The sequence below is a fragment of the Rhodococcus sp. P3_B8 genome, from assembly GCF_056402775.1.
On record NZ_JBFUGT010000008.1, the window covers coordinates 1 to 15,245 of the forward strand.

The 15,245-nt window shown below is 64.9% G+C and carries 12 protein-coding genes and 2 pseudogenes; 10 read left to right on the forward strand and 4 right to left on the reverse strand.

What is annotated here, in order from left to right; genetic code table 11:
• Positions 1-731: hypothetical protein (locus AC1D1G_RS05240; protein WP_477951444.1), on the reverse strand; the 731-nt coding region annotated here is incomplete at its 3' end.
• A 216-nt stretch (positions 732-947) separates the two neighbouring features.
• Positions 948-1,964 (reverse strand): S1C family serine protease, encoded by a 1,017-nt coding sequence (locus tag AC1D1G_RS05245; RefSeq protein ID WP_477951445.1) that lies wholly within the window; start codon positions 1,962-1,964, stop codon positions 948-950.
• 781 nt (positions 1,965-2,745) lie between these two features.
• Here AC1D1G_RS05245 and AC1D1G_RS05250 point away from each other — a divergent pair.
• The 10 genes and pseudogenes from AC1D1G_RS05250 (at position 2,746) to AC1D1G_RS05295 (ending at position 12,442) form a co-directional block, all read left to right on the forward strand.
• Positions 2,746-3,249 carry a YflT domain-containing protein gene (locus AC1D1G_RS05250; protein WP_477951446.1) on the forward strand — a complete coding sequence of 168 codons (504 nt, stop codon included), beginning with the start codon at positions 2,746-2,748 and terminating at the stop codon, positions 3,247-3,249.
• Between the two features lie 3 nt (positions 3,250-3,252).
• Positions 3,253-5,134 (forward strand): annotated as a pseudogene (gene dnaK, locus AC1D1G_RS05255) (molecular chaperone DnaK).
• Between the two features lie 8 nt (positions 5,135-5,142).
• Positions 5,143-5,667 (forward strand): nucleotide exchange factor GrpE, encoded by a 525-nt coding sequence (locus tag AC1D1G_RS05260; protein ID WP_005259196.1) that lies wholly within the window; start codon positions 5,143-5,145, stop codon positions 5,665-5,667.
• A 6-nt stretch (positions 5,668-5,673) separates the two neighbouring features.
• On the forward strand, positions 5,674-6,612 hold the full coding sequence (locus AC1D1G_RS05265; protein WP_477951447.1) for a DnaJ C-terminal domain-containing protein: 939 nt from the start codon (positions 5,674-5,676) through the stop codon (positions 6,610-6,612).
• A complete protein-coding gene (locus AC1D1G_RS05270; RefSeq protein WP_005259200.1) occupies positions 6,609-6,938 on the forward strand; it encodes a chaperone modulator CbpM in 330 nt (109 codons plus the stop codon). The genes AC1D1G_RS05265 and AC1D1G_RS05270 overlap by 4 nt, the downstream gene beginning before the upstream one ends.
• Entirely contained in the window at positions 6,920-9,553 is a 2,634-nt protein-coding gene (gene clpB, locus AC1D1G_RS05275) for an ATP-dependent chaperone ClpB (RefSeq protein ID WP_477951448.1), read from the forward strand. The genes AC1D1G_RS05270 and clpB overlap by 19 nt, the downstream gene beginning before the upstream one ends.
• Positions 9,554-9,567: 14 nt before the next feature.
• The gene (trxA, locus tag AC1D1G_RS05280; RefSeq protein WP_005259202.1) at positions 9,568-10,020 is read left to right on the forward strand and encodes a thioredoxin; all 453 of its coding nucleotides are present in this window, start codon (positions 9,568-9,570) and stop codon (positions 10,018-10,020) included.
• Positions 10,017-10,283 carry a ubiquitin carboxyl-terminal hydrolase 14 gene (locus tag AC1D1G_RS05285; RefSeq protein ID WP_280779583.1) on the forward strand — a complete coding sequence of 89 codons (267 nt, stop codon included), beginning with the start codon at positions 10,017-10,019 and terminating at the stop codon, positions 10,281-10,283. Before trxA ends, AC1D1G_RS05285 begins: the two co-directional genes overlap by 4 nt.
• The gene (locus AC1D1G_RS05290) at positions 10,261-11,988 is read left to right on the forward strand and encodes an FAD-dependent oxidoreductase (protein ID WP_317569472.1); all 1,728 of its coding nucleotides are present in this window, start codon (positions 10,261-10,263) and stop codon (positions 11,986-11,988) included. Before AC1D1G_RS05285 ends, AC1D1G_RS05290 begins: the two co-directional genes overlap by 23 nt.
• Before the next feature lie 13 nt (positions 11,989-12,001).
• The gene (locus AC1D1G_RS05295) at positions 12,002-12,442 is read left to right on the forward strand and encodes a DUF1931 family protein (RefSeq protein WP_280779761.1); all 441 of its coding nucleotides are present in this window, start codon (positions 12,002-12,004) and stop codon (positions 12,440-12,442) included.
• A gap of 348 nt (positions 12,443-12,790) precedes the next feature.
• Here the strand turns inward: AC1D1G_RS05295 and AC1D1G_RS05300 are convergent, their stop codons facing one another.
• Positions 12,791-14,428, reverse strand: a complete 1,638-nt coding sequence (locus tag AC1D1G_RS05300) for a flavin-containing monooxygenase (protein ID WP_283351124.1) — start codon at positions 14,426-14,428, stop codon at positions 12,791-12,793.
• A gap of 506 nt (positions 14,429-14,934) precedes the next feature.
• Positions 14,935-15,132, reverse strand: a pseudogene (locus tag AC1D1G_RS05305) (transposase); the annotation flags it as partial.
• Positions 15,133-15,245: the final 113 nt, after the last annotated feature.

Genomic DNA, 15,245 nt, shown 5'->3' on the forward strand with positions numbered 1-15,245 from the left:
TCGAGGATCAGCCACAGAATCATCGCCACGATCGACAGGACCGTCGCCGCACTCATACGCCATGGGCCCATCGTGTCGGCGAACAACCAGATCGTCTCGGTGGCCAGGGCGATCGCACCCGTGGCGAACGCGCCGACGAGCACCTTCGACAGTCCGGTGACCAGTCGCCACGGCCGGTTGACCCGCACCATCCCCGACAGCAGTCGCAGTCGCCGCAGTCCCGMGGGCGCGAAGTACCGGATGCCGTCCTCAATCTGCGCAGACGGGAACCGYCGCGCCCCGCCGGGGGGCWTGAGTTCCGGTTCACCGAGGATGCGGGCGATCGCGAGTTCGGTGACGGTGCGGACGCGGCGCTCGATGTTGACGCCGCCCACTCCGGCGACGGAGATGAGCGCGAATTTGTGGTCGGCGCTGACKTCGGCCACCACGGGCAGGGTGTCCTCGCGTCGCGGCAGATCGGTGAGGTACACGACGATGTCCTCCTCTTCGGAGGACGGATCGACTGTGTCGATGACATCAGCGAAGTCTGCTTGCTCGTCGGGCAGGTACGGTTTTCGGCGCACGCACGTCGTCCACCGACGCTCGGGGCGATCACTGCTCTGCAGGCGTTGCGGCAGGTACTCCGCGATACGTTCCGCGAGAGCCGCAGGCGTGCCCGGATCCGCGATGAACAGCACCGAGACCTGCTCACCGGCCGAACTGGATTGCCCTCCCCGCAGATGCTCGTTCACGCCTTCGCGTACCCGCTCGGTCTGCCCCCAAACTCCAGCCAGTGCGTGCGAGTCCACCACATCGCCGCCGCGGATTGCCGCTGCCTCTGTCCGGCAGACACCACGAGCGTCCGAGGACGCACCGTCGACACGACTACAACCGGCTAGCCAACGCAACGTGCCGAGCCGCAACACAGATCCTGTCCACGCCCGTGTCGGTCGCTCTTGGAATCGTCGTCAGCTGGCGGGGCGGTCTGTCACGGTAACCGAAATCTGCTGGGTCTCGCCGCCGCGGAGCACGGTCAGTTCGACTCGATCGCCGGGGTCGACGGCACGGATCGCCGCGATGAAGTCCTCCGCCGACTCGGTGTCGTGGCCGTTGACCGCGGTGATGACATCGCCGGGCCGGATACCCGCGGTCGCTGCCGGACCGAGCGGGACGACCTCGAGGACGACGACACCGCTGGTGCGGTCGACTGCCAGTTGTTCGGCGATCTGCGGGGTCAGTGTGCCGGGTTGAATGCCGACGTACGCATGCTGGGCGGTTCCGGAGGCAAGCAGCTGGTCCGCGACATCGACGACATTCGCCGCGGGGATGGCGAAGCCCAGAGCCACCGCACCCGCCGACGGGGGAATGTAGGCCTGGCTCATCCCCACGACCCGCCCTTGTCCGTCGATCAGGGCACCCCCGGAGTTACCCGGCGAGATCGCGGCGTCGGTCTGGATCAGGTCGACCAGCGGCGCCCCGGTGGAAGCCGACCCGGGGATCTGACGGTGCAATCCTGAGATGATGCCCGAGGTGACCGTGGCCTCGAACCCCAGCGGACTGCCCACGACTACGGCGAGCGCGCCGACCTCTGGCAACGCTGTCTCGAACGTCGCCGCAGTCAGATCCTTGCGGTCCGCTTGAAGGACCGCGACGTCGGTCACACGATCGACGGCCCGCACGTTCGCGGACACCTGTTGCCCGTCCGCGAACGCCACACTCACCTGCCGGGCACCCTCGACCACGTGGGCGTTGGTGACGACGGTGCCGTCGGTCTTGTAGACGATGCCGCTGCCCACGCCGGACCCGGTGAGCACGGTGACGACCGAGGCCTCCACCTGCCGGACCAGTGCCGGCAGGTCTACGGCAGGCCCGGCTGAGGGCGTCGAGGTGGTGGGAGCCGAGGCGCCGCATCCCGCGAGGAGGAGGACCGCGATCGCGACCAGCGGCACCCAGATCGAGGAACGTACGGTCGACGGCACGCGCATCAGCGACCGGTCCCGTACGACATCGGTCTCCTACATGCACCTACTGCGAGTGGGCCCACCCGATCAACATACCCCTGTTTCCTCCGTGGTCGGCGACTCCCGACCCGCGTCACTTACCCTTGGAAGATCTACATCGACGACTACAGTGCGCGTGCCTCAACTGCTGCGGCGACGAGCCGTATACTGTTGTACTACTTTTACTTTCAGGCCAGCTTCCCGGGTTCTGCCCGATTCGGTTGCGGTACAGCGAAATCCGACTGTATCGGCTCCACCGGATGGGCTTATGCAACAGCCGCAAAGTGGGTTTTGACACTGGTTCGATTCTGCACCACAGGATTATGTCCCACCACCGAGGGCCTGATCCTCTACGTGAGGATGAAGAAGCTGTTACTCCCAGTGCTCCCGCGACTGTACTGTCAGGGTGGAATCGGCGTCCTGCTTTCGACTTGCTGGGCCCTAGTCACCCACCTCCTTCGGCTGCGAAAATTTGATTTCGGGCGTTCTACTCATGGAATTCCCGAAGCAGTGGCTGATGCCCGGAGTGCGCGTACCGGCCGCCTCGAGCGGGTTCCGGCGGACGTCTATGCCCTGGGTGGGGTGTGGGCGCCACTGTCTCCCGTTGTGTGGACGCCCATTAGGTGAATCTTGATGACGCCCAGAGGCGGATGAGGAACTCTCAGGCGGTTGAGCCTCCGTGAGCTCAAACGGTTGACTGATCGACCGAACGCCGAACTGGTACGCGGGCTCGGCGAATCCCAAGTCATCGACGCCTAGGAGCGTGATGTCAGAGTCCAGTGGCGGGACCTCCGCGGTACGTCCGAACCGACCTGCCCGCCAGGTTGTAGCAACGTTCGACAACTACGCCGACGCTGAAAGCGCCATCGACTATCTCTCCGACCAACATTTCACGGTAGACAAACTGGCCATCGTCGGTCGCGATATCGAGCTGGTCGAGCAGGTCGTCGGCCGATTGAACTACGGCTGGGCCGCTCTGCGCGGCGCCGCCGCGGGCGCGCTGACGGGTGCGCTGTTCGGCTGGATCTTCGGGTTACTCGATTGGGTCCAGCCGCTGCTCACGGGCCTCGCGCTCGCCTTCTACGGGTTGGTATTCGGTGCCGTTGTGGGCGCTCTGCTCGGCCTGCTCATGTATGCGCTGCAGGGCGGCCGGCGCGACTTCACCTCAATCCAGTCATTACAACCACGTCACTACGAAGTCCTCGCCGATGTCGAGGTCGCGGACGAAGCCGTCCGCTTGCTCACCGGCCGGACCGATCGAAAGGAATGAGTCATGGCGACTGCTGTGGGTATAGACCTGGGCACCACCAACTCGGTCATCGCAAGCTGGCAAGGCGGCGAGCCGGTGGTGATCTCCAATGTCGAGGGAGCGCGGACGACGCCGTCGGTGGTGGCGTTCACCGAGAGCGGCGAGCGCCTGGTGGGTCAGCTTGCCCGACGGCAGGCGATCTTGAATCCGAAGGGCACGATCTACTCGGCGAAACGCTTCATCGGACGTCATTACGACGAGATCTCCGAGGAGGCCAAAGCGGTCAGCTTCGACGTCGTGCCGGGTGACAATGGTGAGGCCCGATTCGACGTGCGGGGAAAGAAGTACGCGCCGGAGGAGATCAGCGCCCTCGTGCTGCGCAAGCTCGTCGACGACGCGAGCAAGTTCCTCGGTGAGAAGGTCAAGGAAGCGGTCATCACCGTTCCGGCCTACTTCAACGACGCGCAGCGCAACGCCACCAAAGACGCCGGCCGGATCGCTGGCCTCGAGGTTCTGCGGATCATCAACGAGCCGACCGCTGCGGCACTGGCGTACGGCATGGACAAGCAGACCCACGAAACCGTACTGGTCTTCGACCTCGGCGGCGGCACCTTCGATGTGAGTCTGCTCGATGTCGGCGAGGGAGTGGTCGAGGTTCGTTCCACGGCCGGCGACTCCCACCTCGGCGGCGACGACTTCGACCGACGCCTGGTGGACTACCTCGCCGACGAATTCCAGCGTGCGGAGAATATCGATCTGCGCAAGGATGCGCAGGCATTGCAGCGCCTCTTCGAGGCCGCGGAGAAAGCCAAGGTCGAGTTGTCCTCGGTGACACAGGCCCAGGTCAACTTGCCCTTCGTCACCGCTGACGCGAACGGTCCCAAGCACCTCACCACCACGATCATGCGATCGAAGTTCGAGGATCTGACGGCGGATCTGGTGGAACGCTGCCTCGACCCCGTGAAGCAGGCGATGAGTGACGCCAAGGTCACCGCCAACGACATCGACGAGGTGATCCTGGTCGGTGGTTCGACACGTATTCCGGCGGTGCAGGCGCTGGTTCGCCGGCTCACCGGCGGTAAGGACCCCCACATGGGCGTCAACCCGGACGAGGTCGTGGCGCTCGGTGCCGCAGTCCAGGCGGGCGTGCTCAAGGGCGAGGTCTCCGATGTGCTGTTGCTCGATGTCACCCCGCTGTCCCTCGGCGTCGAGACGCAGGGCGGGGTGATGACCAAGATCATCGAGCGCAACACGACGATCCCGGCCCGGCGCAGCGAAGTGTTCTCCACGGCGGAAGACAATCAGTCCGCCGTGGACGTCGTGGTGCTGCAGGGCGAACGCGAACGGGCTGCCGACAACCGGGTGCTCGGCCGGTTCCGGCTGGAAGACATCCGCCCCGCGCCACGTGGCGAGGCCCAAGTCGAAAGTCACTTTCGATATCGACGCCAACGGCAAACTCAACGTCACCGCCCGCGACAAGGACACCGGCAAGGAGCAGAGCATCACGATCAGTGAGCAGGGCAACCTGGACCAGAGTGACGTCGAGCGCATGCTGGCAGAGGCCGAACGGAACCGGGGTGAGGACGAGGCGCTGCGCAAGGCGGTCGACGCACGCAACGCGCTCGATTCGGTTGCCTATCAAGTGGAACGGCGACTCGCCGAACTCGGTGACAGTGCGCCACCGCACGACAAGGCGCGGGCCGAGATGCTGATCGCCGACGCCAGGAAGGCCGTCAAAGACGGTGCTTCACCCGCGGAGGTAGAGCCCCTGACCTCGGAGCTCCAGCAGCTGCTCTACGGGCTCGCGCCAGTCCAGGACGGCGGCGACGGACACCAGGCCGGCGGCGCAGAGGCTGCGTCGTCGGATGACGACGACGTGATCGACGCCGAATTCGATCGAAGCTGAGGCACACGATGGAAAGGTCTGCAGATCATTCGACGACCGAGCCGGCTACCGACGGTACCGACGGGGATCAGACCGAGACGGCGCCGGATCGCACCGACACGGGGGCCGAGTTGGCTCAACTCGAGGACCGCTGGCGCAGGGCCCTCGCAGATCTGGACAACCTGCGCAAGCGGTATGCCAAGGATCTGGATCGTGAACGCGCCGCGGAGGTGGCGAAGGTTTCCGCGGCGTGGCTGCCGGTACTGGACAATTTGGAGCTTGCGCTGGCCCATGCGGGCAGCGATCCTCAGACCGTCGTCGAGGGTGTGAAGGCGATCCGGGATCAGGCGGTGCAGGTGCTCTCACGGTTCGGCTTCGAGCGCCACGACGAGGTCGGTGTGCCGTTCTCCCCGGAGCTCCATGAAGTGGTCAGTGTGGTGGCCCAACCCGACCTTCCCTCCGGGACCGTGGTCGAGGTCTTGCGCCCGGGCTATGGAGAGGACGGGCGGCAACTGCGTCCCGCCGCGGTGGTCGTCAGCCGCCCCGAGGGGTGAGCACCGATGGCGCGTGACTACTACGAAGTGCTCGGGGTCCCGCGGGGCGCCGGCACCGACGAAATCCAGCAGGCCTACCGCAAGCTGGCCCGCAAGTACCACCCCGACGTGAACAAGGACCCCACTGCGGAGGACAAGTTCAAGGAGGCCAACGAGGCCTACCAGGTGTTGTCCGACCCGGACACCCGGAAACGCTACGACCGATTCGGTGACGACTTCCGGCGTGTGCCAGAGGACTACGACGAACGGGTCCGGGCAAGCGCCGGTGGGTACGGCGGCGGGTTCGGCGGCGGCGGGTACGGCGGTGGGGGCGGGGGCAGAAGGGTGCACTTCGGTCACGGTGTCGGTGGCGAGGGCGGCGTCGACTTCGAGGACCTCTTCGGGCAGATGTTCGGCGGCGGTGGCGGGTACGGGCCGATTCCCGGCGCCGATCAGGAAGCGGAACTGGAACTGCCCCTGGAAGAGGCGTATCGGGGCGGCAAACGCACTCTCAGACTGGACGGCCGGCAGTACGACGTCGACATTCCGGCCGGTGTCCTGGACGGACAGCGAATCCGGCTGGCCGGGCAAGGCGGCCGGGGCAACGGTGACGCGCCGCCCGGGGATCTGTACCTCGTGGTGCGGATCAAGCCGCATCCCCGGTTCCGCGTCCAGGGCCGGGACATCTACGTCGACCTGCCCGTATCGCCATGGGAGGCGGTCCTCGGGTCGACCGTCGTCGTTCCCACCCCGGGTGGCGAGGCGAAAGTCAAAGTGGTGCCGGGCTCGTCGACGGGAAGGAAGCTTCGCCTGCGCGGAGAGGGAATGCCCAATCCGCGGGGCGCCAACGGCAACCTCTACGCCGAAATCAAGGTGATGGTGCCGCCGAAACCGACCGCACGCGAACGCGAGCTGTTCGAGCAGTTGGCCACCGAATCGAACTTCGATCCGAGGAAAGACTCATGAGCACCCCGACCCCGGTCACCCAGTACGTATTGGTTCGCCGTGCCGGTTTGTCGCCAGATGCCTTCGCCGAACGTACCGGGCTGCACCCCGACCTGGCACGAAAGCTTGTGGCTCTCGGCCTGCTCGACGCCCACCGCGACGCCGGCGGCGAGATGTCGTTCGAACCATCCGAAGTGGTCCACGCCGCCCGCATCCAACGGCTGCGGACCGGCCTGGGCCTGAACTACTCGGCAATCGGGCTCGTGCTCGATCTGCTGGATCGAATCGAGAAACTCGAAGCAGCTTCCCGCAGAAGGAGGACACCCCCATGGACACCGGCAGCCTGACTGAAAAGTCACGAGAAGCCCTGCAGGAAGCCCAGAACGTCGCGACCAGAATGGGTCACACCGAGGTCGACGGAGAGCACCTGCTGCTCGCGTTGGTCGATCAGCAGGAAGGGTTGGTACCCCGACTGCTCGAGCAGGCCGGCGCGAACGTCGATGCCCTGCGATCCGATCTGGAACGTGAACTGTCGCGTAGGCCGAAGGTCAGCGGCCCCGGCGCGACACCCGGTCAGGTGACGATCACCCAGCGCCTGGCCAAGCTGCTCGACGCCGCGGAACGGGAGGCGAAGCGACTCAAGGATTCCTACGTGTCGGTGGAGCATCTCGTGATGGCCCTCTCCGAGGAGGGGTCGGCCAGCGCGGCCGGACGGGTCCTCGCCAGTCATGGGGTCACACGAGACGCCTTCCTCACGGCGCTGACGAAAGTGCGCGGCAATCAGCGCGTCACCTCGGCCACCCCGGAAGGGGCGTACGAGGCGCTGGAGAAGTACGGACGCGACCTCGTCTCCGAGGGGCGGGCAGGCAAACTCGATCCGGTCATCGGCCGAGATGCCGAGATCCGCAGGGTAACGCAGATCCTGAGCCGGAAGACGAAGAACAATCCGGTGCTGATCGGCGACCCCGGCGTTGGTAAGACCGCGATCGTCGAGGGCCTCGCCCAGCGGATCGTCCGCGGCGACGTGCCCGAGGGCCTGCGCGACAAGACGATCTTTTCGCTCGACATGGGTTCCCTGGTGGCCGGTGCGAAGTACCGCGGCGAGTTCGAGGAGCGACTGCAGGCGGTGCTGTCCGAGGTGAAGGCGGCCGAGGGGCACATCCTGTTGTTCGTCGACGAGTTACATACAGTGGTCGGTGCGGGATCAGTCGGCGGCGAAGGGTCTCTCGACGCCGGCAACATGCTCAAGCCGATGCTCGCCCGCGGCGAACTGCACATGATCGGTGCCACCACTCTCGACGAGTATCGCAAGCACATCGAATCCGATGCGGCACTGGAGCGTCGCTTCCAGACGGTTCTCATCGACGAGCCCAGCGCCGAGGATGCGATCTCGATTCTGCGCGGACTTCGAGAACGCCTCGAGGTGTTTCACGGCGTGAAGATTCAGGACGGCGCACTTGTGGCCGCCGTGACCCTCTCGCACCGGTACATCACCGACCGCTTCCTTCCGGACAAGGCGATCGATCTGGTGGACGAGGCGTGCGCCCGGCTACGCACCGAAATCGATTCGATGCCCGCCGAACTCGACGAGCTCACCCGGAAGGTGACCCGGCTGGAGATCGAAGAGGCCGCGCTGTCCAAGGAAACGGACGCGGCCAGCAAGACGCGCCTCGAAGAGCTACGTAAGGAACTGGCCGATCTACGGGCCGAGGCCGACGCCCGGCACGCTCAGTGGGAGGCGGAGCGGCAGGCGATCCGGCGGGTGCAGGAGCTGCGGGGAGAGCTGGAACGATTGCGCCACGAGGCCGAGGAGGCGGAACGCAACTACGACCTCAATCGGGCCGCCGAGTTGCGGTACGGCGAGATCACCGCGCTGGAACGCAGGCTCGAGGCGGCGGAGGAGCAACTGGCTACCAGGCAGGGCCGGAATCCGTTGCTGCGTGAAGTGGTCACCGAAGACGAGATCGCAGAGATCGTGGCCGCATGGACGGGTATCCCGGTCGCCCGGCTGCAGGAAGGTGAGCGGGAAAAGCTGTTGAAGCTCGACGAGATTCTGCACGAGAGGGTCGTCGGTCAGGACGAGGCGGTGCAACTGGTCGCAGACGCGGTGATCCGGGCGAGGTCCGGTATCCGTGATCCGCGCCGGCCGATCGGTTCGTTCATCTTCCTGGGACCGACGGGCGTGGGAAAGACCGAGCTCGCAAAGACGCTGGCCAGTGCCCTCTTCGACAGCGAAGACAACATGGTGCGCCTGGACATGAGCGAGTACCAGGAGCGGCACACGGTGAGCAGGCTCATCGGTGCGCCCCCCGGGTACGTCGGGTACGACGAGGGTGGCCAGCTCACCGAGGCGGTGCGCCGCAAGCCGTACTCCGTGGTGCTCTTCGACGAGATCGAGAAGGCCCACGCCGACGTCTTCAACACCCTGCTGCAGGTGCTCGATGACGGCCGGATCACCGATTCTCAAGGCAGGCAAGTCGATTTCCGGAACACGGTGATCATCATGACCTCCAACATCGGATCCCAGCATCTCCTCGAGGGAGTCACAGCCGACGGCGAGATCAAGCCGGACGCCCGGGAGCGGGTGCTGGCGGAACTGCGCGGACACTTCCGTCCCGAGTTCCTCAACCGGGTCGACGACATCGTGTTGTTCACCCCGCTCACGCTGCCCCAGATCGAGCACATCGTCGAGCTGCAGCTCACCGATCTTCGGAACAGGTTGTCGGAGCGACAGATACACCTRGATATCACGCCGGAAGCACGCCGGCTCATCGCCGAACACGGTTTCGACCCGGTCTACGGTGCGCGGCCGCTGCGGCGGTACATCGCCCACGAGGTCGAGACCAAGATCGGTCGTGCGCTGTTGCGGGGCGAAATCGCACCGGGTGGCACCATCAGTGTCACGGTGGACGGCGGCGAGCTCGCCGTCGCGTATGCGGAACCCGCCGTCGCGGCGGCCTGAGAAGAGGTGTCGTCATGGGATCCGACAAGGTGAAGTGCCCGCACTGCGGTAAGATCAACAAGGTGCCGGCGGCCGGGGACGGAAGACCCCGCTGCGGGAACTGCCACGAGCCGCTGCCCTGGATCGCCTCGGCAGGGGACGGCGACTTCGCGGAGGTCGCCGAGAAGTCCTCGGTGCCTGTGCTCGTCGATCTCTGGGCGACGTGGTGCGGCCCGTGCCGCATGGTCAGCCCGGCGCTCGAGCAGCTCGCCACAGAACGCGCAGGTCAGATCAAGCTGGTCAAGGTCGACGTGGATGCTGCGCCCCAGACGGCCGAACGGTTCACCGTCCGCGCCGTACCGACTCTGCTGGTGATGGACCGGGGTGAGGTCCTCGCTCGTCAGGCGGGCGCAGCTCCGGTACCCCAGCTGCGCACGTGGCTCGATCAGGCGCTCTCGGAAGATGCAGGCAAGGAGGCGAAGTCATGACTTATGTCCATGCCGACCCACACGTGACCGCGATCCGGGACGTGGTGCCCCGGACCCCGCAGGGTTGCGAGGAATGTCTTCGCCTCGGCACCCCGTGGGTGCATCTGAGGCTGTGCCTGACGTGCGGACACGTCGGTTGCTGCGACTCTTCGCCGGGCAAGCACGCGAGCGCGCACGCTCACGCCATCGGCCATCCGATCGTCCAGTCGATGGAGCCAGGTGAAGATTGGCGGTGGTGTTATGTCGACCAGAACTTCGTCTGAGGACGCCGCACCCGTCGGCAACAGTCCGCCGGTCGACGACGAGACTCCGGATGCAGTCGGAGCATTCCCGCGGCTGACGGACGACCAGGTCGCGAGCCTCGAGACCGGTGGCACGCGTCGATCGGTTCGCGCCGGTGAGGTGCTGATCCGAGAGGGCGCGCCCAGCAACGATTTCTTCGTCATCCTTTCCGGCAAGGTCGCGGTCATCGACGAGGGCGACGGGGACGGCGAACGCCGGATACTGCGCGTGCACGGTCCAGGCCGCTTCCTGGGCGAGCTCGGACTGCTGGAAGGCCAGGTGGCGTTCTTCACCGCCGAAGCGATCGAGGACGGCGAGGTCCTCGTCGTCCCGGCCGAGCGGGTGCGCGAGCTGGTGGCCCAAGATCCCGTGCTCAGCGATCTGATCCTGCGCGCCTACCTGGTGCGCCGGCACCTACTGATCGGGCTCGGCTCGGGGTTCCGGATCATCGGCTCCTGCTATTCGCCGGACACGTTGCGGCTTCGCGAGTTCGCCATGCGAAACCGATTGCCCCACAGGTGGATCGATCTGGAGCGGGACCAACGGGCGGAGCAGCTGCTGCGCAGCCTGGACGTCGCCCCCGAGGACACTCCCGTCGTGATCTGGCACGGCGAGAAGGTGCTGCGCAATCCGACGAATGCGGAACTCGCACGCATCGTCGGGCTTCCGGTCCCGGACTCGGTCCCGGACGCAGCCCAGGACGTGTGCAACCTCGTCGTCGTGGGTGCCGGACCAGCCGGTCTGGCCGCGTCCGTGTACGGCGCCTCGGACGGGTTGAACACGGTGACACTGGAGTCGATCGCCGCCGGCGGCCAAGCCAGTACCTCCTCCCGGATCGAGAACTATCTGGGCTTCCCGGCAGGGGTCTCCGGCTCCGAATTGGCCGAGAGGGCCGTAATCCAGGCCGGTAAGTTCGGCGCCCGCATCCTGGTGTCGGCGGAGGTGACCGGTTTGGGATCCGAGGCCGGGAACCATGTGCTCCGGCTGGCGGACGGCGGCGCGGTTCGCGGCCGGGCGGTCGTGCTCGCCACCGGGGCGCGGTATCGCAAGTTGGCCGTTCCGGGGATCGAGGAACTGGAGGGGACGAGCGTGTACTACGCCGCGACCCATCAGGAAGCGCGGATGTGCGGCACCGACCCGGTGGCTATCGTCGGCGGCGGAAACTCCGCCGGCCAGGCCACCGTCTTCCTCGCCGACCATGTCTCCCACGTGCACCTGCTCATCCGCGGCGACGACCTCGGAAAGAGCATGTCCCGATACCTGGTCGACCAGATCGAGCACCACCCGCGCGTCACCGTGCACCGGAACACCGAGATTCGTGCGGTCCACGGTCAGAAGTACCTCGACGAAATCGTGGTCGAGGACAATCGCACGGGCGACCAGGACACGATCCGGGTACATGCCCTGTTCGTCTTCATCGGGGCGACGCCGCACACCGGGTGGCTGGCCGACGCGATCGCACTCGACGACCACGGCTTCGTCCTCACGGGCATGGACGCTGTCCACGCCCGAGGAGACGGCAACCGGCCGATCAGCGCCGGGCTGTCCAGGACGCTCGAAACCAGCTTGCCCGGCCTGTTCGCGGCGGGCGACGTCCGCCGCGGCTCGGTGAAACGAGTCGCATCCGCAGTCGGTGAAGGAGCGATGGCGGTACGCCAAATCCATGAATACTTCGAAAGGAGCTGACGACATGCCAGTGATGGGCACCGTGAAATTCCAGCGGTTCTTCCGGGCAGCGGCTGGACTACAGGTCGACCGGAACGACCTCAAGCGCTATACGGATTTCATCGACGACAAGATCTACGATTTGATCCTCATCGGCAAAGCCTCGGCAAAGGCAAACCTGCGTGACGTGATCGAACCGTGGGACCTGCCGATCACCAAGGGGCTGCAGGAGAGCATCCACCGGTTCGAAAAACTGGACGAGGAGATCGAACTTCAACCTCTGCTCGATCAACTGACGGCCCGCCCGCCGTTGGACGTGGCTCTCTCCGAGGAGACCGAGCAGCGACTGCCGCTGATCGCCGGAGGCTTGAGCGTGGCACTGGCGCATACCTTCGTCACGGTCGATCCGGACCGCAAGAACCCCGGCACCGCCGAATGGAACGTCGCCTTCGACATCTTCCATCTACTGCTCTGACCCCGGACCGGCGGTCCGGAAAACCAGTAGATCGCCGGGACGCGAAAGGAACTCGTCCGAGGTCACGTATTACCGGTCGCCGACCACCACACCGTGTGATCGTACGGTGCAGATTTCCATAGATGATTGAGCATCAGCGGCCACCGCGCTGTCCGTCCTTGCTCGTTCCGGACGTTTCCGGTCGTGGTTGAGGGGTCCGTTCGGGGGCGTGGTGGTCCGCGCTCCGCCGACAAACCGCGGCGCTCGAGCTCGTGCATCCACAAGCTCTAACAGCAGTTGCGCCGCTTTGGGGCCATTGCCGACGAGCGGCCGCCGGACGATCGTCGGGCCGGCGGCTCGCGCGCGTGATCAGGACAGTGTGAATGCCTTGTATCCGGCCGCGACGTTTTCCTCCCAGTGGTCGAAGTAGGAAGGAAGGCCGCCAGAGTAGTTGAGCATCTGGCTCGGCTTACCGGGAATGTTTGCCCCGTGATACCAAGACTTGGCCCGCGGAAAAAGCGACATGTGGAAGACTTCCTCCACGTGCGCCGTCCATGATTGCTCTGCGTCCTCGCTGGTCTCGAACCGCTGGTATCCGCCGTCGCGAACGTGGGTCAGGAAGTCGACAACGATCTCTCCTTGCACCTCCGCGCAAGTGGGCCCGTTGCAGAATCCAGCAGGGCTCTGCGGGCCGTACACGAACATCAGGTTGGGGAATCCTGCAGTGGCGAGTCCCATGAAGGTATCGAGCCGCTCGGACCACTTGTGGCTCAGGAGTTGATCATTGGTGCCTCGGATATCGATCGACGTGATGCCACCGCGGTTCGCGTCGAAACCTGTCGCGAACACCAGGATGTCGAACTCGCGTAGACCGGACCTGGTCTGGACCCCCGTCGGGGAGATCCGCTCGATCGGATCCTCGTTGACGTCGACGATGTCGACGTTCTCCTGGTTTACCACATCATAGAAGTTCTGCTCGAGCGAGGGTCGCTTCGTCCCGAACGGATGGGGCGGATCCTTCGGGGCAAGCTTCTCGGCCTTGACCGGATCGGTGACGCGCTGATGGACCTTGTTGCGCCAGAAATCGTACATGGTGCGGTTCGCGTGTTCATCGAGCAAAATATCTTGATAGTTGGCGAGCCATAGCTCGAAACCGCCGGTAGCCCACATCTGTTCGTAGGTGTCGGCTCGCTCTTCGTCCGAGACTTCGAACACGCTCTTCTGGATGAAGTCCATATCGAATCCGGCAAACGACCTCCGGCGCTGGGCAAATCGCTCGGGAAGGTGCTCCTTCAGCTTCTCCTTGAGCTGGCCTGTCAACTGTTGCTGCCGCATCGGCAGCGCAAGGTTGGGCGTCCGCTGGAAGATGGTGATCTGTTCGGCGTCTGCGGCGGCCTCTTGGGTGACCTGAACGCCGCTCGACCCGGTGCCGATGATCCCCACGCGTTTGCCGGCCATGTCCAGACCTTCTTGGGGCCACAGAGCGGTGTGGTGAGATTCGCCGGCAAAGCTGTTGAGCCCTTTGATGTTGGGAATGTAAGGCTTGGCACCGAATCCAGTGCAGATCACCACAGACCTGGCACGCAGCGTCCGGCCGGTATCGGTGCGCACTGTCCATTGGTTCCGCTCGCCGTCGAAGTCCGCAGACGTCACCCGGGTACTGAAGATGATGTCTCGAGAGAGATCGAGCTTGCCGTCGACGTAGGCAAAATAGTCGCGCACACCGGACCACGACGGGTAGAGCTCATCGTAACTCCAGTCCTTCCACAGGTCCTCGCGTGAGTACTGATAGATCTGCCCGGTGCTGTCGGTTCGAGCACCCGGGTAGCAATTCCAGTACCAGATGCCCCCAAGCGAGTCACCGGCTTCGACGACCTTCACCGAAAATCCGCGTGAACGAAGTTGATCGAGTTGATACAGACCCGCGAAGCCGCCTCCGACGACGAGGACGTCCAAGACGCCGTTCGTCTCGTCGAGTTCCCTTGGATGGATCGATATCGTGGCCATGTTGCCTCCTTGAGTGAAATGCCTGGGACCCGCGCCGAGGAGCAGATCGATGTGTGCCGGTCCGGCCGGTTCGTATGACCGACATCACATACGCTAGGGTCGTTCGAGAACCTGGGACTGTCCGATATCGATCCACCGGACACCCGGAGGGCGCCAGGCACACGTGCACGCACGCCTCGCGGGGCGAACGGCCAATTCATCAGCCGGCATCCACCCTGCAACTGCAGCAACATCTTTGACCGGAACAGTACCTGTAGCGAATCCGGACACTTCTGCCCAACTCTGCACGTAGAGCATGGAACTCAGCTTCTGTGTCGGCATCCACCCGACCTCATGGCACCGTACTTGCCCACCTCACCAGTGAGGGGCAGAACAGCACTGGCTCCCGAGGTTATGCAGTGGCGAGATGCTCGCTGCGATCGACATGACCGAGACATCGGGTGGATCAAATCTGGTCACTGAAGACGACCGGGCGGATTCGAGTGGCCGCCGCAATGCTTGCGTAATCATTGTGGCAGTCGAGCGGCGAAAGCCGTTGCCGGTGTGGCCCAGTGCAAACTCTTGCGCGGCCGATTGTTGAGAAGGTCCTAGACCCGTCGCAGGTCGTCGATGGCGTAGGTGCGCAAGTCGGTGCTCTTGGGAAAGTACTGGCGAACCATGCCGTTCGTGTTCTCGTTGGTACCGCGTTGCCACGGACTTCCGGGTCGGCGACATGGATGCCTTCGTCGATGAGGTGGGCAAGACGATCAGTAGCGAGCCATCTGGCACCCGTGGGCTCGTCGACACTGCTGGGATTCGCTGACCGGTACGCAGTGAC

Excerpts from the sequence above, each read along its gene's own strand:
- AC1D1G_RS05245 (WP_477951445.1), bottom strand. The coding sequence starts at position 1,964 with ATGCGCGTGCCGTCGACCGTACGTTCCTCGATCTGGGTGCCGCTGGTC.
- AC1D1G_RS05250 (WP_477951446.1), top strand. The coding sequence starts at position 2,746 with ATGTCAGAGTCCAGTGGCGGGACCTCCGCGGTACGTCCGAACCGACCT.
- AC1D1G_RS05260 (WP_005259196.1), top strand. The coding sequence starts at position 5,143 with ATGGAAAGGTCTGCAGATCATTCGACGACCGAGCCGGCTACCGACGGT.
- AC1D1G_RS05265 (WP_477951447.1), top strand. The coding sequence starts at position 5,674 with ATGGCGCGTGACTACTACGAAGTGCTCGGGGTCCCGCGGGGCGCCGGC.
- AC1D1G_RS05270 (WP_005259200.1), top strand. The coding sequence starts at position 6,609 with ATGAGCACCCCGACCCCGGTCACCCAGTACGTATTGGTTCGCCGTGCC.
- trxA (WP_005259202.1), top strand. The coding sequence starts at position 9,568 with ATGGGATCCGACAAGGTGAAGTGCCCGCACTGCGGTAAGATCAACAAG.
- AC1D1G_RS05285 (WP_280779583.1), top strand. The coding sequence starts at position 10,017 with ATGACTTATGTCCATGCCGACCCACACGTGACCGCGATCCGGGACGTG.
- AC1D1G_RS05290 (WP_317569472.1), top strand. The coding sequence starts at position 10,261 with ATGTCGACCAGAACTTCGTCTGAGGACGCCGCACCCGTCGGCAACAGT.
- AC1D1G_RS05295 (WP_280779761.1), top strand. The coding sequence starts at position 12,002 with ATGGGCACCGTGAAATTCCAGCGGTTCTTCCGGGCAGCGGCTGGACTA.
- AC1D1G_RS05300 (WP_283351124.1), bottom strand. The coding sequence starts at position 14,428 with ATGGCCACGATATCGATCCATCCAAGGGAACTCGACGAGACGAACGGC.